The 19,163-nt window shown below is 33.3% G+C and carries 23 protein-coding genes and 1 pseudogene; 19 read left to right on the plus strand and 5 right to left on the minus strand.

Features of this window, described 5'->3' with window-relative positions:
• The first annotated feature begins 22 nt into the window (after positions 1-22).
• The 6 genes from A9C19_RS08205 (at position 23) to ypmT (ending at position 5,724) form a co-directional block, all read left to right on the plus strand.
• Positions 23-622 (plus strand): SCO family protein, encoded by a 600-nt coding sequence (locus A9C19_RS08205; protein ID WP_158515065.1) that lies wholly within the window; start codon positions 23-25, stop codon positions 620-622.
• A gap of 426 nt (positions 623-1,048) precedes the next feature.
• The gene (locus A9C19_RS08210) at positions 1,049-1,861 is read left to right on the plus strand and encodes an SGNH/GDSL hydrolase family protein (protein WP_072579493.1); all 813 of its coding nucleotides are present in this window, start codon (positions 1,049-1,051) and stop codon (positions 1,859-1,861) included.
• Positions 1,861-2,442, plus strand: coding sequence for a YpmS family protein (locus tag A9C19_RS08215; RefSeq protein WP_072579494.1), 582 nt, complete (start codon positions 1,861-1,863; stop codon positions 2,440-2,442). The genes A9C19_RS08210 and A9C19_RS08215 overlap by 1 nt, the downstream gene beginning before the upstream one ends.
• A gap of 776 nt (positions 2,443-3,218) precedes the next feature.
• Positions 3,219-4,373: an FxLYD domain-containing protein gene (locus A9C19_RS08220; protein ID WP_072579495.1), complete on the plus strand. Its 1,155-nt coding sequence runs from the start codon at positions 3,219-3,221 to the stop codon at positions 4,371-4,373.
• Positions 4,374-4,376: 3 nt separating this feature from the next.
• A complete protein-coding gene (locus A9C19_RS08225) occupies positions 4,377-5,495 on the plus strand; it encodes a S1C family serine protease (RefSeq protein WP_072579496.1) in 1,119 nt (372 codons plus the stop codon).
• A 37-nt stretch (positions 5,496-5,532) separates the two neighbouring features.
• Complete coding sequence (gene ypmT, locus A9C19_RS08230) at positions 5,533-5,724, plus strand: protein YpmT (RefSeq protein ID WP_072579497.1); 192 nt, start codon at positions 5,533-5,535, stop codon at positions 5,722-5,724.
• 66 nt (positions 5,725-5,790) lie between these two features.
• On the opposite strand, the gene A9C19_RS21700 is transcribed toward ypmT, so the two are convergent.
• Entirely contained in the window at positions 5,791-5,967 is a 177-nt protein-coding gene (locus A9C19_RS21700; protein ID WP_158515066.1) for a hypothetical protein, read from the minus strand.
• Positions 5,968-6,256: 289 nt separating this feature from the next.
• Here A9C19_RS21700 and A9C19_RS21705 point away from each other — a divergent pair, with 289 nt between their 5' ends.
• Positions 6,257-6,394 carry a hypothetical protein gene (locus A9C19_RS21705; RefSeq protein WP_158515067.1) on the plus strand — a complete coding sequence of 46 codons (138 nt, stop codon included), beginning with the start codon at positions 6,257-6,259 and terminating at the stop codon, positions 6,392-6,394.
• A gap of 374 nt (positions 6,395-6,768) precedes the next feature.
• The gene (locus tag A9C19_RS08235; protein WP_072579498.1) at positions 6,769-7,578 is read left to right on the plus strand and encodes an alpha/beta fold hydrolase; all 810 of its coding nucleotides are present in this window, start codon (positions 6,769-6,771) and stop codon (positions 7,576-7,578) included.
• A gap of 233 nt (positions 7,579-7,811) precedes the next feature.
• On the opposite strand, the gene A9C19_RS08240 is transcribed toward A9C19_RS08235, so the two are convergent.
• Together A9C19_RS08240 and A9C19_RS08245 are read right to left on the minus strand one after the other, a co-directional pair.
• Positions 7,812-8,057 carry a DNA alkylation repair protein gene (locus A9C19_RS08240; protein ID WP_072579499.1) on the minus strand — a complete coding sequence of 82 codons (246 nt, stop codon included), beginning with the start codon at positions 8,055-8,057 and terminating at the stop codon, positions 7,812-7,814.
• 101 nt (positions 8,058-8,158) lie between these two features.
• Positions 8,159-8,572, minus strand: a complete 414-nt coding sequence (locus A9C19_RS08245; protein ID WP_072579500.1) for a MarR family winged helix-turn-helix transcriptional regulator — start codon at positions 8,570-8,572, stop codon at positions 8,159-8,161.
• Positions 8,573-8,751: 179 nt separating this feature from the next.
• Here A9C19_RS08245 and msrA point away from each other — a divergent pair.
• The 8 genes and pseudogenes from msrA to A9C19_RS08280 form a co-directional block, all read left to right on the plus strand.
• Positions 8,752-9,219: pseudogene (msrA, locus tag A9C19_RS22715) on the plus strand (peptide-methionine (S)-S-oxide reductase MsrA); the annotation flags it as partial.
• 45 nt (positions 9,220-9,264) lie between these two features.
• The gene (gene msrB, locus A9C19_RS22720) at positions 9,265-9,711 is read left to right on the plus strand and encodes a peptide-methionine (R)-S-oxide reductase MsrB (protein WP_420835822.1); all 447 of its coding nucleotides are present in this window, start codon (positions 9,265-9,267) and stop codon (positions 9,709-9,711) included.
• 122 nt (positions 9,712-9,833) lie between these two features.
• Positions 9,834-10,211: a VOC family protein gene (locus A9C19_RS08255; RefSeq protein ID WP_072579502.1), complete on the plus strand. Its 378-nt coding sequence runs from the start codon at positions 9,834-9,836 to the stop codon at positions 10,209-10,211.
• A gap of 112 nt (positions 10,212-10,323) precedes the next feature.
• Positions 10,324-10,449, plus strand: coding sequence for a YjcZ family sporulation protein (locus A9C19_RS08260; RefSeq protein ID WP_072579503.1), 126 nt, complete (start codon positions 10,324-10,326; stop codon positions 10,447-10,449).
• 364 nt (positions 10,450-10,813) lie between these two features.
• Complete coding sequence (bioB, locus tag A9C19_RS08265; RefSeq protein ID WP_072579504.1) at positions 10,814-11,779, plus strand: biotin synthase BioB; 966 nt, start codon at positions 10,814-10,816, stop codon at positions 11,777-11,779.
• 91 nt (positions 11,780-11,870) lie between these two features.
• Complete coding sequence (locus tag A9C19_RS08270; protein WP_072579505.1) at positions 11,871-13,298, plus strand: aldehyde dehydrogenase family protein; 1,428 nt, start codon at positions 11,871-11,873, stop codon at positions 13,296-13,298.
• A gap of 73 nt (positions 13,299-13,371) precedes the next feature.
• Positions 13,372-13,599 (plus strand): YozE family protein, encoded by a 228-nt coding sequence (locus A9C19_RS08275; RefSeq protein ID WP_072579506.1) that lies wholly within the window; start codon positions 13,372-13,374, stop codon positions 13,597-13,599.
• 341 nt (positions 13,600-13,940) lie between these two features.
• The gene (locus A9C19_RS08280; RefSeq protein ID WP_072581801.1) at positions 13,941-14,549 is read left to right on the plus strand and encodes a hypothetical protein; all 609 of its coding nucleotides are present in this window, start codon (positions 13,941-13,943) and stop codon (positions 14,547-14,549) included.
• A gap of 5 nt (positions 14,550-14,554) precedes the next feature.
• Here the strand turns inward: A9C19_RS08280 and A9C19_RS08285 are convergent, their stop codons facing one another.
• Complete coding sequence (locus tag A9C19_RS08285) at positions 14,555-14,743, minus strand: hypothetical protein (protein ID WP_072579507.1); 189 nt, start codon at positions 14,741-14,743, stop codon at positions 14,555-14,557.
• 252 nt (positions 14,744-14,995) lie between these two features.
• On the opposite strand from A9C19_RS08285, the gene A9C19_RS08290 reads away from it, so the two are divergent.
• Entirely contained in the window at positions 14,996-15,178 is a 183-nt protein-coding gene (locus tag A9C19_RS08290; protein ID WP_072579508.1) for a YozD family protein, read from the plus strand.
• A 291-nt stretch (positions 15,179-15,469) separates the two neighbouring features.
• Here A9C19_RS08290 and A9C19_RS08295 read toward each other — a convergent pair whose 3' ends face one another.
• Complete coding sequence (locus A9C19_RS08295; protein ID WP_072579509.1) at positions 15,470-16,534, minus strand: DUF2515 family protein; 1,065 nt, start codon at positions 16,532-16,534, stop codon at positions 15,470-15,472.
• 689 nt (positions 16,535-17,223) lie between these two features.
• Between A9C19_RS08295 and A9C19_RS08305 the strand changes: the two genes are divergently transcribed.
• Together A9C19_RS08305 and A9C19_RS08310 are read left to right on the plus strand one after the other, a co-directional pair.
• Entirely contained in the window at positions 17,224-18,036 is an 813-nt protein-coding gene (locus tag A9C19_RS08305) for a serine/threonine protein kinase (RefSeq protein ID WP_072579511.1), read from the plus strand.
• A complete protein-coding gene (locus tag A9C19_RS08310) occupies positions 18,037-18,807 on the plus strand; it encodes a sporulation protein (protein WP_072579512.1) in 771 nt (256 codons plus the stop codon). It begins immediately after the preceding gene.
• Positions 18,808-19,163: the final 356 nt, after the last annotated feature.

The following is a 19,163-nucleotide window of genomic DNA, read 5'->3' on the forward strand; positions in this document are numbered from 1 at the left end:
TATATGTACCTAGAAATGAGAGGTGAAAAATGTGAAGGGTAGTAACATACATATATTATTTTTGGTAGTTATGTTCGTTGTTTTAACAGGATGCTCAAGCTCTTCTTCAATTAGTGACCCATTAAACTACGAGGTTAAAGATTTTGAGTTTGAAAATCAAGATGGTGAAATTGTTAGCCTTAATAGTCTTAAAGGAGATATTTGGCTTGCCGATTTTATTTTTACAAATTGTGACACTGTCTGTCCGCCGATGACAGCTCACATGAAAGAATTGCAAAATATGATTGAGGCAGAGGGCTTAGAAGTTAAAGTTATTTCATTTAGTGTGGATCCGGAAAATGATACACCAGATAAAATAAAAGAGTTTGCATCTAATTATTCCATCAACTTCAACAAGTGGGATTTCCTAACAGGGTATGACCAATCAGTAATTGAAGAGTTTGCTTTAAAGAACTTTAAGGTAATTGTCCAAAAGCCTAAAGAAAGTGAGCAAGTCATTCATACGTCTAATTTCTTCTTAATCGATCAAAATGGTGTAGTAATGAAGGATTATAGCGGGGTGACTGATACTCCGTATGATCAAATTATATCTGATATAAAGGTCTTAAATTCACAAGAATAGTACGATAAGAGCCAAGTTCCTTTCCATTTGTTATGCTGATGTTTTATACTGACAATGTAATTAGTAATTATGTAAAATGTACGTCAAGGTATAAAACGTATTAGCGAAAAATTGGGAGTGGTAAGGCTCTTTTTTAGGTAAACTTTATTGTTTTTTTAATAAGTGTAGTGTAAGGTATAGCTGATATTTAAGAAATGGATGCATGTAGTATTCATTTCAGAAAAAACACTCTATGCGAAAAAAGCCTTTTTTCACAAGAACTCTTCTATAACAAATTGTGTGAAAATCTACGTTAATACGAGATAAATGCCCTCCTACAGAATAAATTTGGTTCCCTAAGAATAGAAGGATTGTTGAGATAATCATATTTTGATAAACTAATATTTTAGTCTGAAAATAATCAATGTGATAAAAAAGGTGATGAATATGATTCGAAAAATAGGTTTACTTAGTGTATTATGTTTTACCATGATTGCGATCGGCTGTTCAAATGGAATCAATACCACCTTATCAAATAAACCAGTTTCTATTATGGAAAAGGAAAACCCTCCCGAAGAGTTTGTACCGATAACTCTTAATGTAGTTGGAATAGGAGACTCTTTAACAAAAGGTGTAGGGGATAACATGGATGAAGGTGGCTATCTTGGTCGAGTATCGGAATTATTAAAGCAAAATGATACAATAAAGGATATAAACCTAACAAATTACGGTGTGAAAGGTCATAAAACAACGAACCTTTTAAAAAAATTAGAGGAAGAAGAGGTTGCTTCATCATTGAAAGAAGCAGATCTCATTTTTATGACAATAGGTGGAAATGATATAATGAATGTAGTTAAACAAAATATACTTTCATTAGACTTTAAGCCATTTAGAGAGGAACAGATTAATTATGTAAGGAACTTTAATGAAATAGTAGACACAATTCGATCTTATAATCCTGATGTTAAAATTGTGTATAGTGGCTTATATAATCCATTTAAATTTTTGTTACCGGAACTCACTGAAATAGATAATATTGTATCTGAGTGGAATCTTTCCTCTAGCGAAATTTTAGCTAATGATTCAAATTCTCTATATGTTCCAGTAGAGGATATTTTCGCTAATGCGACTGATAATAAATTATTAGATAAAGAAGATGAGTTTCATCCAAATGGAATAGGGTATTCATTAATGGCAGACAGAATATATGAAGCATTGACTGAAGAACAAGATGATCTATTAGAGAAGAGTGATGAATAATGAAAAGATGGAAAGTAGCATTCTTCGTTTTAGCTGCAATTAATTTAGTGACGTTCGTTCTCATTTTATCTTTTCTTTTTATACCAACGAACGTAGGTGTGGAGGAAGAAAAGAAGGTAAATGTTCAGGAAGATGGTAATGTTCCTTTCTTAATTCGTACTCAAAAAACCGATTTAACAAATTTGATTAATCACTATTTAGAAAAAGAAGCACAACAAGAAAACTTACAATATAGTGTGGATCTTCAAGAAAATGTTTATGTAAATGGAACTATAAAGGCATTCAGTAAGGATATTCAAATGAAGTTATTTCTTGAGCCAGTTGTTACTGATAATGGGAATGTGCAACTGTTAGTCCAAGAGCTTTCTATAGGACAATTGAAATTACCTATATCTTATGTGTTAAAGTATATGAATAACTTCTACGAACTGCCAAATTATGTAGTCGTTGAACCCAATGAAAAACGCATTCAGATTAATTTGGATGAAGTCACATTTGAGAATGGATTAAGTGCAAGAGCGAAGAGTTTTGATCTGAAAAATGACGATATCACATTTACTTTATTTGTACCATTGCCATAAATCACTTCTCAAAAAGGTTGCCTGCTAGGGAGCTTTTGACAAAGGAAAGAGGCTGGGACAGAAGTGCCTGGCACCTTATCGTAACGACTATATGTACGCACTGATTTATCTAGTGCACACAATAGATTGTATCGGAGGGTGCCTGGCTCTTTGTTTTGTCCCAGCCTCTTTTTTTTATTTTTCCTTAGGAACCTATGAAATGCACCGTTTGTGACTAAGTCCTTAAGACACCTAGCTATAGTGCATAGTCATCGGTCACAAGTCATTTAAAAATTAATCGTATAGACACCTTCTATTCTAAATCGTCTTATTGCCCGAGATTGACAAAGGCGCCCTGAGCTTGTTTATAGGGTGTGTTTATGTTTACTGTTAATTTTTGCTCTTTACTGAATGTCTCTAACGGAATCAACAACTAAGTTTCACAGCCTATTATTAAGGTAAGAAAGTGTGAAATTTTGTACTTAGTAGCCTTAGTAGTAGTTAGTTACTTTAAGCTCCATACGCTTGTTTCATAAGTCAAATAGCAATTGAAAGAAAGTAGCCTGTTTCTATTAGCATGGTGATGGTCCAAATAGGGGGCCACGCGTTTTTCTTATATTTTCTATCCAAGGTTTTTAATAAATGCTAGAAAATTATGTATGTATATGAATAAAAAATGGTACGAATTTCCCCCTATTGATGGTCTAGTATCATTTATGTTAAACATGTATACTTAATAAAAGGAAATGTCGAAAAAAGAGGAATATTGATGCGTGTAACATTAGGGAGGTAATTAATTGTTTTGTCCTAACTGCGGTGAAGGTAATATTGACAAACGTGCTAACTATTGCCCTATATGTGGTAAGAAGTTATTTTTTGACCAGATAAAAAGGAAAAAGCTTACCATCATTTCAATAATTATGCCTGTTATAAGTTTAACGATAGTCATTACGGCACTGATAACAGTGTATCATATAGAATCAAATGTTAATAAGAAAGTCTTAAACTATCAAAATTTGGCTGAAAGAGCTGCTTTATCAGGTGAATATGAAGAAGCCCTTCGCTTAATAAAGAAAGGACTTTCCTATCGAGAAAATTATGAAACGCTAAAGAATGAAGAGAAATTAGTAGAAGCAGTTATTGAATTGAATGAAGACCTCTCGAGTGTTGAAAAGAATATAATGAATGAACAATTTGTAGACGCTAAAAAGAAAATTACAACATTGAAGAAGCAAGTGGATAAAAATGAATCACCTTTATTTGTCAAATTAACATATGAGATTGAAAAAGCTGAATCAAGTGTGAAGATAGGGGAATTAAAGGAAGAAATTACTGAGCTTTCTACTATTGATGAACTTGCAAAGAAATTGTCAACGTTGTATTCATTAGAATTACAGGAAGCGTCGGAGTTAAAGCAGCAAATTTATACGAAGATGATTATGATTAGTTCTGCTGAAGCTGAATCAAGTCTTGAGAAAAAGCATTTTAGTCAAGCATTATTTGAAGTGGATACTGCATTACAATATGTCGTCAATAATGATAAATTGTTATCGTTAAAAGATAGAATAATAAGTGAAAAATTGTCGTTTGAAGAGGCAGAGCAAGAACGGATATCAAAAGCAATTATTGCCGCTGAAGAAGAGCAACAACATAATTTAACAAAAGCTGTTGGATTAGTTGACGTACAGCTAAAGGTTGATAAATTTGGAGATGCGTATATTGATGGTTCTGTCATTAACAATGGAACAGAAGGTGTTCATTCTATTATTGTGGAGTTTGATGTGAAAAACAATGAAGGAAAACTGATTGAAGCAGGAAAGACGAATGTGTTCCCAAATAAATTAGATCCAGGTGAGTCTGGTAATTTCGAACATGTTACTTATTCTACAAAGAAAGATGCAAAAATAGAAATCAAAAAAATCTCTTGGCTTCTTGAAGAAAAGAAAGGATAATATATGACTAGAAGATTAAAATTTAGTATGATACTATCCATACTTATTTTACTACTAGGTAGTTTTGGATTTATCTATATAAAAGATGAAGCATCATCTAAGATTCAAGCTGAATCTATGATATTAAACACAGAAAATGAGAATGATAGACAAATAATACCTGAAATTAAAGACATAATTAGAGAAGCTCAAAAAAAAGTAGTGATGGTAGAGCTTGATGATGGTACAGTAGGCTCAGGATTTTTATTTAATGATCGAGGAGACATCATTACGAATGCTCATGTCGTTGACGGAGCTGCTTCAGTCAAAATTAGAACAACGGATGCAAAAGGTTATGATGGACAAGTTATAGGGATAAGTACTGAAACAGATGTAGCGTTAATTAGGGTCGAAGGGTTAGAAGGAATTGATCCGTTGCCTCTTTCGCCAAGTCTGTCTGTTGAAATAGGAGATGAGATTTTAGCATTAGGAAGTCCGTTAGGCTTTCAGAATACAGTAACAACTGGAATTATTAGTGGTACCGACAGAGAGCTACATGTAGAACCGTATGTATATGAGAATGTCTATCAAATTTCAGCACCTATTGCTCCCGGAAATAGTGGTGGACCTCTAATAGATCGTAAAACTGGTCATGTAATTGGGATAAATTCTGCTAGAATTGAGCAAGGAAGCATTGGATTTAGTATACCAATTAGTACTATACTTCCTTTAGTCAATGTGTGGTCCGAAACACCAATGAGAAATTTACCTTCGATTAAATCGTTTGATGTCTCACAACAAATAGATAAAAATAAAATGCTTGAAACATCGGACTACGTAATAAGCTACTTTATTGAAAGTATTAATTTTAAAGACTTCGTGACTGCTTACTCGCTTTTAGGAAGTGATTGGCAATCAGAAATGGATTACGATACCTTTCGCAAAAAATATTTGGACATAACCAATATTAGGATCGAAAAATTGACAACTGAAGATAAAGGAAATGAGGTTGAAGTTCAAACTAGTTTGTCCATTACGACAAGAGAAAATCAAGAAGAGGTTATAAAAACAGAAGAAATCTCTTTTTTAATTGCATATGAAAATGATCAAGCAAAAATCATATCTCAAGAAATAGAAAAATAAAATATGTATGAACGAAAAGGATCTGGGGGGTTACAAAATGAAAAATAAATATACGATAGTTAGTATGATCGCAATGCTCATTGCCATTATTTTCGGTGGAATTGCCTTCCAACAATATAATGCAGAAAATATGGATGAAGTTTATTTAAATATTGGCTACTGCACACTTTTTTTAAGTGCATCAATGTTTAGCTGGCATATTAAAGACGAAAAACAAAATGAAAGTTGATGAAAAGAGAGAGGGCGTCCTCTCTCTTTTTGTGCGACAGGCAGTCGTACTTATTCTTTTATCTTATTATTCAGCTGTTTCTTCAGATTGTTCTTCAGTGCCTTCTTCTGTACCTTCTTCAGTCTCTTCTGTTTCTTCCATGTTTGTGTCTTCTGTTTCAGTATCTTCTGAGTTGTTACATGCAGCCATTAAAAATACAGCAAGTAATGATGCTCCAATTTTTAACATAAAGCTTTTGTTCATTTTCTTTTCCTCCCATGTAACGAAATTATGTTTTTAGTAGAACCAGTTGGTTCAATTTAATAATAATGGAAAATTGAGGCATGTATACTGTATTTACATAAATCTTACAATTTCTTTATAAATTTATATCTGATTATTATCTTAGCAATTAAATTTACATTAAATTATAATAAAAAGAGGAGTTTAGTTTGTTCCTTCTATGGAATATGGTGCTTCAGTCATAGCGTGTCTGTCATAAATTTAAATCTTTTTGGTTAGGATAAGTTGTATCCTGCTTGAGGAGGTTAATATGTTGAAGAAAAAGAATGTTAATAAATTAAGTTACGAATCTGATGGGAAAATGGGATTCAATAAGGAAAAAAAGTCAAAAGAAAATGATGGAAGAGAAGAAAAGATGTTTTTTAACATAACACAAAATAGTGAGTAAATAAAAAAAGGTTTTACTCTTATCAAGTAAGCACCTTATATTTTATAACTTGAATACAGATATTTTCTGCATGTGGGCCTCGGTCTTACCCTGGCTCCGCTTATCATTTCTTTTCGCATCCTATTATTAATAAAGAATGATAAGCCAGTTCCACCTTACCACGTTTTTTGCCAATAAACACTCCAATACATCTGCAAAATTAGACTTTCCGGTCAAAATTCATAGTGATACTATACATTATTCTAACGAACCTTCCATATATCATTTTAACCAGTCTTTTATTCGTTTCTAACGTTTTTTATATTTGAGTTGTAATCAAATCTTTGGTACGATACCCTTGATTACATTTGAACTATGAACTCGGAGGGTGAAGGATGGAACACTATACACTTAACGTAGGAGATAATATGATTTCTTACACAGACCAAGGTGTTGGTCATTGTGTTGTATTGATTCATGGTTTTTGCGGAGATAGTCAATATTGGAAATATATTGTTCCTCAGTTAGTAGCAAAGAATAGAGTCATTACAGTTGATATAAGAGGACATGGTCATTCTAGTACACCTAAAGATGAGTTCGAAATCATGGATTTAGCTGATGATTTAGATAAACTATTAACATCCTTACATATTGATAGAGCAACGCTAATTGGTCACTCTTTAGGTGGTTACATAAGTATTGCTTTTGCTGAGAAATATCCTGAAAAGTTATGTGGGTTATCTATGGTTCATTCAACTACATTACCTGATACAGATGAGGCAAAAAAAAGTCGAGATAATGGAATTCTTTTAATAGAAGAGGAAGGTATTAAGCCTTATATTCAACAGCTTATTCCTAAATTGTTTGCTGCTGGTTCTCAGGAAACATTAGCAAATGAAATAGACCTGGTTAAAAAAATTGGCTGCAGAACATCTGAATTAGGGGCTATTGAATGTCTTAAATCAATGAAAAATCGACCAAATCGTACTCATGTATTAAAAAACCTGTCTTTACCAGTTTTACTTGTTGCTGGTGAATTAGATGACATATTACCTTTGGATCGAACTTTTTCTGTTTCAGGTACGAATATTAGTCAACATACAATTAAGGAAAGTGGCCACATGTCTATGCTTGAAAAACCTGATGAATTATCCGAGGTATTAATGGGTTTTTTAGATAATATTATTGATAGCAAAATGATCTAAAGAGATGAACGATCAAAAAAACAGCAAGCAAGAAATTTTGAATACTCTACTTGCTTGCTGTTTTTGAAATAGTTGGTTGAGAGAGCACTATACACTTTAGAACGTATTTAAGGGAGACATTATAAGTAGTAGAGAGGATTATAACAGCTTAAACCACTTTCAAGAACAGATCCCTTTTAAAAAAGCATCATATTTATAGGGGAATAACCTTTTTAGCTTTAAAAAGAATTGATTTAGCTGTTATACTCAGCTCTCTTAACAAAAGTCCTCTCATCTTCTATAAGTCCACATGTCCCACATTGTACACGTAAATGGGGCCCGTTATAGGGGATATGGAAAGGGTCAAGTGATGCTTGGTTTATTTCTTGAATAACTTCACCTGTCTGTGGATTTAGCTTAACTGATTTTACATTTTGGTCAATGATGTTAAATCTCGTTCTATTTGTTTTACAATTAGGACATAAATATGGTGCTGTCACGTTAAATTCACACTCCTACTTTAGAAATAACAAAATGTTACATTTATCATGTCTATATTAGGTTGTTTATATGTAAATTTTTCGGTACTGATCCTACTCCTTTATAGTTTTTTCAAAACTTGAATAAAACTCTCGATTTCTTCATCATTAAGGTTTTCAAATTTATTTAGTAAAAAGTTCGTTTTTTTCTTTTCAAATAATTCTAACGTCTTTTTTCCTTCTTCTGTTAAATGGATATCAACAATTCGACGGTCTTTATCGGATCTTACTCTCTCAATCCATTCCTTTTCAATCAGTACATCAGTAACAGCTGTTATATGTGAAGCAGAAACATTCAATAGCTTCGATAAATCAGAAGCTTTTTTAGATCCTGTTTCAAAAAGTGTTTTTAATATAAAAAACTCATTACGTGATAATTCATTTTCATACACTGTATTCATTTCTTGGCGTAACTTTTTATATACATGACGCATTAATGCTTCCATCTCATACATTTTATCCTGTCGATCTTCCAATACTTTAACCCCCAAAAAAAATGTGAATCACTTCATTATGTCTAAGACTAAAAAAGTTGATTGCTTGTGTCAAGAATATACTATTTCGAAATGAAAATAAACTAGTAAAGCAGTTTACTTTTGTTTCATTTTAAGCATGCTATATAATAGGAGAATAAATGAGTAGGGGGAGATTTTTAATGAAGAATAATGATTCTCTAGAACAGGCAACATTTGCAGGCGGTTGTTTTTGGTGCATGGTACAACCATTTGATGAATTACCAGGCATTGAATCAGTTATTTCAGGATATACAGGTGGTGAAACTGAAAACCCGACATATGAAGAGGTTTGCTCAAATCAAACAGGCCATCTTGAAGCAGTTCAAATAACATTTAACCCAGAGATCTTTCCTTATGAGAAATTATTAGAGCTATATTGGCAACAGATTGATCCTACAGATGCTGGTGGTCAATTTTTTGACAGGGGTGAATCTTACCAAACAGCCATTTTTTTTCATAATGAAAAGCAACATGAACTTGCTGAGTTATCGAAGCAGAATTTAGAGAAGAGCGGTCGTTTTAGTAAACCAATTGTAACAAAGATTATCGAAGCGAAGCCATTTTATCCAGCAGAAGAATATCACCAAGATTTTTATAAGAAAAGCACTGGAAGGTATAAGCAATATCGAACAGGTTCAGGAAGAGACCGATTTATTGAAGAACATTGGAAAAATAATGATAAGGCTGACTTACAGAAAAGTTTAACACCGATGCAATATGAAGTGACTCAAAATAATGGGACAGAACCTCCTTTTCGTAATGAGTTTTGGGATCATGAAGAAGAAGGGATTTACGTAGATATTGTATCAGGTAAGCCATTATTTAGTTCTAGAGACAAATATGATGCTGGCTGCGGTTGGCCAAGCTTTACTAAACCAATAGAGGACTTAGAAGTGATTGAAAAGATGGATACCACGCATGGCATGGTTCGTACTGAAGTGAGAAGTAAAACAGCTGATTCCCATTTAGGCCACGTGTTTGATGATGGACCTGGTCCTAATGGTTTGAGATACTGTATAAATTCTGCTGCATTAAAGTTCATTCCAAAAGGTGAATTAGCAAAACAAGGATATGCTAAATACGAAAAGTTATTTTCTTAATTAACTTAACTATATCCAACCTTTGTAGAAATTTCTTGCACATATAAAAACAGATTATTGGAAAATAATCTGTTTTTATATACATCGTGAAGCTGAAAAATAAAAAAACGAGGAGAAAAGTTATGGCAGTATTAGGGTTTGAACATGTAGGCATTCAAGTGAAACATATTGAAAATTCTATTACATTCTATAAAGAAATTGTTGGGTTAGAATTACTTGATCAATTTCTACATACAGATGGAAAGATGAAGCTTGCTTTTTTAGGAATGAATAAAAAAGTTATTGTTGAATTAATAGAAGGGTATAACCCTAATCTTCCTGAAGAAGGAAAGGTTCACCACGTAGCCTTTCTTGTTTCAGATATTGAAGCAGAAAAGAAAAGACTAGAGAAATTAGAAGTAGAGTGGATTTTTCCAGAGCCAACAAGACTACCAAATGGTGCTCGCTATATCTTCTTTAAAGGACCAGAAGGAGAGTGGATAGAATTTTATGAGAAGTGATGTGAAGAATCATAAAAGCTTATCATAAATAGGCTAAAGCACATACCGTACAACCCACCCATTTCATATAGTAAAGAGAAAGAGCATTTACTAAATGAGGAGTGAATAATAAATGCATTGCTATTATGATTGCGGGTACCCTTATGCACAGGGGCACAGTGGCTACGGTAACAGTTTCGTGCTAATTGTTGTGCTTTTCATTTTACTAATAATCGTAGGTGCAGCATACCTACACTAAAAACAAAAATCGGGCTCTTTAAGTGAAGCTCTAGGACTGTAAGCGCGTTTGAACAATTGGTGTGCTTACAGTCTTTTTTTATTGCTTAAGAAACGAAAATTGTGAAGAAGGGTTTTGTCAGTCAGTGCGAGCGCTTTACATAGCCCTAGGCGCTAACGCTTTTAATCCTTGTTATGATAAGTAAACAAGATCACTGATAGTTTGCGAATAGGACCAAATACTGGAAAAAGTAATTAACTAATAAACTCACTGCTAATAAAAGTGCTCGTACTTGCAAATATGTAAACTTTAATTTAAAAATAGTTTACATATAAATATCCATTCCTTACCATGTAAGTGAGTTGAGAAAGAAGGAGGTAATGGAATAGTGTGGGATAAACTTGCGGGTGAAGTAATAGATGGTAAAGAATTATCACAAAGGGAAGCATTAGATATATTGCAATCCTCTGATGATGATCTATTATTATTATTAAATGGGGCTTTTAAAATAAGGAAACACTATTATGGTAAAAAGGTTAAATTAAATATGATTATCAATACAAAATCTGGTTTGTGTCCGGAAAACTGTGGTTATTGCTCACAGTCTATTGTTTCTAATGCTCAAATTGAAAAATATAATATGTTAGATAAAGAGACTATTATACAAGGTGCAAAACAAGCAGATCATTTAAAGGTTGGAACATATTGTATTGTTGCAAGTGGGAGAGGACCATCGAATAAAGAAATCGACCATGTTACATCAGCTGTTGAAGAAATTAAAGGCAAATATAAAATGAAAATATGTGCGTGTTTGGGACTCTTGAAACCTGAGCAAGCGAGTAAGTTAAAAGGTGCAGGTGTAGATCGATATAACCACAACATAAATACATCAAAAGAGCATCATCTTTCTATTACAACATCACATTCCTTTAATGATAGAGTAAATACTATTGAAATCGTAAAAAAAAGTGGTATATCTCCATGTTCGGGGGTTATTGTGGGTATGAAAGAATCTTTAGAGGATGTCGTGAATATGGCATTCTACTTAAAGGCTTTAGATGCAGATTCTATCCCGGTTAACTTTCTACATGCTATTGACGGCACTCCGCTAGAAGGAACTGAAGAATTAAATCCAAGATACTGTTTAAAAGTACTTTGTTTATTTCGGTATGTTAATCCAACTAAAGAAATTCGAATATCTGGTGGGCGCGAAGTAAATTTAAAGTCACTTCAACCATTAGGGCTATATGCTGCAAACTCAATTTTTGTTGGAGATTACTTAACAACTAAAGGGCAAGATAGTACCATTGATCATAAATTAATTGAGGATTTAGGGTTTGAAATTGAATGAAGAGTAGTAAAAAGTTTCATACGACTTTGTGAGGGGAATAAATCCATTAAGCATGAATGGTACATTCATTCAATTAAAATGAGGTGTAAAAATGAAGAAACATTTATGGATAAATGGAGAACATGTTGAGGCAAAGGAGTATAAATCATTAATAACTCCTTATTCTAAAGAGTTATTAGCAGATGTCGCAGTTGCTAATGAAAAGGAAATTACAAAAGCGATTGATGCTGCTGAGAATGCGTTTGAGAAAATGCGTGATATGCATGCTTATGATAAGGCAGATATTCTTAATAAAGTAGCGTACTTACTTAAAGAAAAAAAAGAATTTGCTGCTCAGTTAATAGCAAAAGAAGCAGGTAAACCTATTAAAGCAGCTACATCAGAAGTAGACCGAACAATTATGACCTATACATTTGCAGCTGAAGAAGCTAGGCGTATGACAGGAGAAACTATTATGATGGATGCTGCTCCAGGTGGTGAAAATAGAACAGGCTATACGGTATTTGAACCATTAGGTATTGTAGGGGCAATTACACCTTTTAATTTTCCAATGAATTTGGTTGCCCATAAGCTAGGTCCTGCATTAGCTGCAGGAAACACGGTTGTTTTAAAGCCTGCAACACAGACACCATTAAGTTCGTATTTTATTGCAGAACTATTTGATCAAGCAGGTTTACCCAAGGGTGCTTTGAACGTTGTAACAGGTAGTGGAAAAACGATTGGGGACCTATTCACAACTGATAACAGAATAAAAGCCTTGACGTTTACTGGTAGCCCAAACGTGGGCAAAGCATTAAAAGAACGTGCAGGTATGAGGAAAACTCTGTTAGAATTAGGCTCTAACTCTGGAGTTATTTTAGACAAGCATCAAGACATTGTCAGCTCAGTGAAAAGATGTGTTCAAGGAGCATTTTCTTATTCGGGTCAAGTGTGTATCTCTGTTCAAAGATTATATGTACATGAAGAAATATATGATGACGTAATATCCGAATTAATCCATCAGACAAAAAGTTTAGTTACAGGAGATCCATTAAACGAGAAAACGGATGTGGCATCATTAATATCAGAAGAAGATGTAGAAAGGACCTTAAATTGGATAGAAGAAGCATTAAATGATGGTGCTAAGTTAGTTCATGGAGGTAAATCAATTGGTCATCAAATGGTTGAACCAACCGTCTTAACAAATGTATCTGATGATTGTAAATTATCACGTGAGGAAGCTTTTGCTCCAATTATTATTGTGAATACATTCAAAGAACTAGATGAGGCAATTTCCCGCCTAAACAATTCAAAATATGGACTACAAGCAGGAATATTCACTGATGATATTCATAAAGCATTTAAGGCCGCTAAAAAAATACATGCTGGTGGTATTATGATCAATGATATACCAACATTTAGAGTAGATCATATGCCATATGGTGGGGTAAAAGACAGTGGATTTGGCAGAGAAGGTATAAAATATGCCGTGAAAGAATTGTCTGAAATGAAATTTATTTGTATTAATCATATAGAATAAAAATCCGTACGGGTTTCTTTCTTCCCATTAAAAAGCTATAATTAAAAAATCTTGTTTATGGGGGAATATTTGCATGAAATCCTTTTATCATTTTTTAATGAAATTTCGTCATCCAAAACCTAAAGACGAGATTTCACGTTTTGCGAATGAAGCCTATTTAGACCATAGCTTTCCGAAAAATACCGATGATTACAATGAACTTAGTTCGTATCTTGAAATGAACGGACAATATCTAAAAAGTATGTCCATATTTGATGAAGCTTGGGAGCTATATAATATTGAGATAGTAAAAGGTTTGTAAAATGATGTGAACGAGAATGTGCAATGGCACTTCTCGTTTTTTAGATTGCTTAGGAATTGATAAGATGCATCCATCGTAAACGCTTAGACATGCAGCTTCAGCTCCTAGCCCCTCTAGGTCATAAGCCAATTTAGAATGGAAAGCAAAGAACAAAACTTGCCTCTACGATGATTGCCCATTATTGAAACGACATAGACAGCAAACTTCCATACGCCCATGACGAATCAATTGATCTCGCATATACTATCGTATCCTCATATCACGACAGAAGGAGTGGAGTATCTGTGAAGCCAAAAAAAAATCAACCAAGGTTTAAAATAGGAGATATTGTCGTGATAACGATGTACGGAACTGTTGGTACTATTACAAAAATGCACTTACTTGATCATCAGTTTGTGTACGAAGTAAATCATAGTGATATCCTGTATTATGAAAATACCTTACAGCTTTATGTGGATTACGAAGGTACCATTATTGATACTGAAAAAGTGAACATAAGTATGCAATTTCAAATAGGTGATATTGTATTAGTGAAGGAGTATGGTAAATCACTCTTTAAAATAGTTGGGGTTAGAACGGAAATCTGGAGATATGAAGAAGATGGATGGGAAGAAGTAACATATGAACTTACGAGGATGGCTGATGGTGAATGGCTTGAAGCGGATGAAGATGAAATGAGCCTAATGATAAGCAATCATGAGGCTGAATCTTTTATGCAACAATTCTATCTATCTAAGTTTAGTCAAACAGATACGATAGATGAGCCAGAAATTTTATTTGACGAACAAGTGCCTTTTAATACCCATATGATAACATCAAATATAGGGATTATTGATGAGTTATTAGATATATATAATGATTATATGACATTATATCAAATGTTTAATGATCAAGAATATTTAGATATGATGAAACTAGCGATGAAAAGCTTAAAAAGATACAATAAATAAGCTTATTAAAAACCAGAAGTGAGGATGAAAAGAAGGTAAGGGACGCAAAAAAACAATATGACCACAAATAATCCTTTCATTACTCTATTTAAGAATGTATCAAATCCTTCGCCATCTATAAATACAATCCATTTTTCCTTAAATGTTATTTGGCTATATGAATGGTGATCCGTCATTTTTTCGATTTTCATCATTTTTTCACTCCTATATCGTAATAGCTTGTCCTCTTACTAAAACTTATATGATGAAACGAAATTTTTTATACTTAATCATTCTAAAAAACTGAGAAATAATATGCTCCAATTGGCAGTTACCTAGTGTTTTTTGTCAAAATCCTTCTAAATAACGGAAACCTTTTTTCATAGAATTGTGATGATAAAAAATATAATCTTCCTAGACATATGTCCACTAGTAAGGACATAAACAATTATAGAGGGGGCGATATTGTGAAGGAAATTGAAGTAATTATTGATACAGAGGAAATTGCGGAGTTCTTTTACAATGAGCTCACAAAAAGAGGGTATGTACCAGCTGAAGATGAGTTAGGTGAGCTGGCTGATATTACATTTGATTACCTTCTGAATAAATGTATCATTGATGAGGATATGGACGGAGAAGATTTTGATTAAGAAGTAAATACTTGAAGGATGGCACAAAAGTCATCCTTTTTTTCATTGCTTAGCAAACTATAAAATGCACCCGATTGTTGGTATATATGCTTCGCCACCTAAAGTAAGCACCTAGCAACGAATCACAGGCCGTCCTCTTTTAGATTACCTTGATCTAAGGTGACCAAGGTAGTCAGAGCGTATGGTTTATCTAGTAAAGAGCTTCAAGGTATGCTTTAGCCACAAATGAATAAAAAGTAAGGGGTAAGCTTGATACAATCTAAACTTTAAAAATTGTGCGAACTGCTGTACTTAAGAAAGTATTGTCTTAGCTTTACTTAACGTGGAAAGTAAAGCTATATCTTTTTTAACGTTCTTTGAAATATCTCTAAATGTATCCTCTTCCTGGACAAACCATGTTTTCCCTAAATCCCAATGTGAAAACCAATCTTGTTTTTTGAACATAGAATGATGTACATTGTTCCATACTTTGCTTAGTATTGGACTCACATGTTTCGAAGTATGGTGTTTAGATGAGAAAATAGCGGGCCAATAATCCTCTCTAGAGCCTGTATGTTCAACTTTAAAAGCAAAGGAAATAAATGATTGGATACGATTTTTTGTGAATAGAAGATGGTATAATTGCTTACCGATTTTTATTCTATTTTGCACATCTGAAAAGTCTTTAATTTCTTTTCCAGCAAGAGAAAATCGACTTAAAAAAGGATATTTTTTATATGGAAATATAACATGTGTAAAACCTAGACGATCCTGTAATAGATAGGAAAGAGATTGGAGAACCGCTTTTTTTGTGAGATCCAACGACAAAAGGTGCTTTTCAATATATTGTTGTTCATTTGTTATGAGTCCGTATGTCAAAAGCTCGGAATGTTGATTTAGATAAAAATCCTCCCAAATCGGGATCATAAATTTAGATACATTAAATGCTGGTAGCAGGTGAAATAGTGGAACCTCTTCATTTTTACTTATTTCATAAAGGAGAAGTTGTGGATAAGCGTCATGAAAAATTAAGAAGTTTGCTCTTTCTAAAAAGTGAAAAAGAATCGTTTTTTGCTCATCTTTTAGCAGTGGTGTAAGTAATGATCCTTTTAAGTCGGTCATATTATATCCACCGTTTCTAGAGACCATATGAGCTAAAAATGACCAATGAATTTCTTGATGATTGCTAAAAAATCTCAAGTATGCATTTGTTCTGGTTAAATTATTTCTATTTGCTTGCTTTGTTGTATGTTTTACCATACTAATTACTTGCTTCTCTCTGTCGGTCAAAACGAGAGGAGTATGATCATTTAGGATACTTTGGATTTTATTAGTAAGTTCAGTGAGGTGGTCTTGTTCTTCTGTTAAAATAGCCATGTAAATCACCCTAATATTTTTTGATAAGAATTGTTCTGTAAAACGTCGATATAGATTTTTTTACAGACATTGGTTTACCGCGGTAAGAAAAGTGAAAAATCTCAAGTACCGACTTCTTCATAAAGTAATTCTTCTTCGTGCGGCCTGGAAGTTACCTTTACGTCTCCCGCGCCTAGGGTACTCCCTTCGACACGCTGCCTCCGCAAAAGCCACATATCTTTCTCTCCCATTCACAAAGTATATAAAACATTCACCCTTAACACATTCTCTTTAGAATAGAAATACGTTATTGTACACACGGTCTCATCCTGGAATGGAAGGATTTTATTTCCTCCTAAATAATAGGTCGTTCAAAGAATCATTTGAATTCGTTTGTTGTAAATACTTTAGTATTCTATGAAATAAGTGAAACTTATGTTCAAAATTGTCGTATATATATGTATAGAAATCGAAACTAGATAGCTCATCGGTATCTAATAAGAATGTAAGTGAGGGGAAAATATGATCAAAAAAATACTGAAATCCATTCTTTCATCGAGTAAGCCTACACAACATCGACGTTCCTATAGTTCAAGTGATGTTAATCATCGTAAGTATGGAAAGCCATATCACCCTTCAAGATATGGGCACCAATATTATAAGAAGAAACACAAATCAAGTAGTAGATTCTCGCGTTCCTACAGTAGTTAATGAGAGGATTATGTAAAAAAATTGTCCAAATAACAGAACGCCCATTGAAGGATGGCACCATTATTAATGGGCGTTTTACCATATGTAGATGGTTAGGAAAAGGAAGTTTTGGCTTTACATATATAGTGAAAGAGCACAGCTCGGAGAACTTGTATGTATTGAAACAATTACGAAAATATAAGATGATGGTCCCGCGGTCTGATCATCACTCATTACAACGTGAAGGGAACATTTTGAAGGAGCTTGATCATGAAGCCTTTCCTACTATAATTGATGAGTTTACCTATAACAATAAACACTTCTTAGTAATGGAGTTAATTCATGGGAAAACCTATGAAGAGATCATTTTTGCTGATGAGATAAAATTTTCTGAAATTGATTCATTTAAAGAGCTACTGAAAATACTTTTTCACATTAAATACCTTCATGATAAGGAATATGTTCACAGAGACTTAAGAATACCAAATATTATAAAAAGAGAAAATCATGTATTTATTATTGATTTTGGTCTTGCAAGAAAAATTAGTGAGTATGACGAGGATTTAGATAAAGCATCTGAGGACAAGAAACTATTTAGAGAAGTCTCGTTTAAAAGCGATTTCTATGCTTTAGGACATTTTTTACTATTTTTACTTTATTCCTCCTATGAACCTACTTCAAATAAAAAGCGAACATGGGAAGAAGAACTAAACATATCAGTAGATGGGGCAAGGATTATACGCAAATTACTTCAAATAGAGCCTCCATATGAATATATCGATGAAGTGATTAGATCAGTTGAAACATACATAAAAGCTAATGAGGTGCTTTAGATGTCACTATTTAATAAAATTTTAGCGAGTATAGGGATAGGTTCAGTTAAGGTTGATACAAAGCTATCAGATAGCATGATTAGGATAGGTGAAGATGTAGAAGGAATTGTAGAAGTAATTGGTGGTAATGTAGATCAGGCTATTGAAGAAATTTATTTAACAGTAAATACAAATTTTGAAAAAGAAGAAGATGACCGAGTGATTCATAAACAAGCCGTTATAGCCACAGTGAAATTAAACGAGCCGTTTGTCATGATGCCAGGTGAAACAAAAACCATTCCGTTTAAGTTTCAGCTTCCAATTGACACACCGATATCAGCTGGCTCCTCAAAAGTTTGGATTCAAACCGGGATTGATATAAGAGGTTCGCTCGATCCGTCAGATCGGGATATTGTAACTGTTCTCCCGCATCCTTATATGGAAGAGATAGTAGAAGTACTTACTGAATTAGGCTTTAAACAAAGAAAAGTGAAAAATGAGGCAGCCTCCTATAAACTTCGTAGAAGGTTACCATTTATTCAAGAGTTTGAATTTATTCCTGTCTCAGGAGAGTACGTGGGGGATTTTGACGAAATTGAAGTTGTTTTTTTCCCAGTAAACAATACGAAACTAGAAGTTGTCTTAGAAGTTGACCGAAGAGCAAAAGGGATTGCTGGCTTTTTATCAGAAGCTTTAGATATGGATGAATCTATTTTAAAACTTACCATATCTGAATCTGACATCCCTTACCTAAAGCAAATATTTGCAAAGATATTGGATAATCATAGATAAATAGGCCTTAGAGAGAAGAATTTACTTTGATCTTCTCTCTTTTTTACTTAGTAAGATCTAAGAGTCATTACTCGTCCATAAGGAGCTCTGTTGATATTTAATAAAAAGGAAAAAACGTCTATAATAAACATGAAGATCGTAGGTTCTACAAACTTAAAATGACGCAAAGAGAATCATTATGAGGGTGTCATTTATTATAAGGGAACGCATGATCTATTAACAATGCGGAAAAGGTACGTAAAGAGTTTTGTGAAAAAATGAAAAGAAAAGATATGAAAGTACCTATTAGTACATAAAATTATTTTAAATAAAACTAATTTAGTGTATGTTTTGTATGTAAACTTGAGGGAGAATGG

Source organism: Bacillus weihaiensis (genome assembly GCF_001889165.1).
Lineage (GTDB): Bacteria > Bacillota > Bacilli > Bacillales > Bacillaceae > Metabacillus > Metabacillus weihaiensis.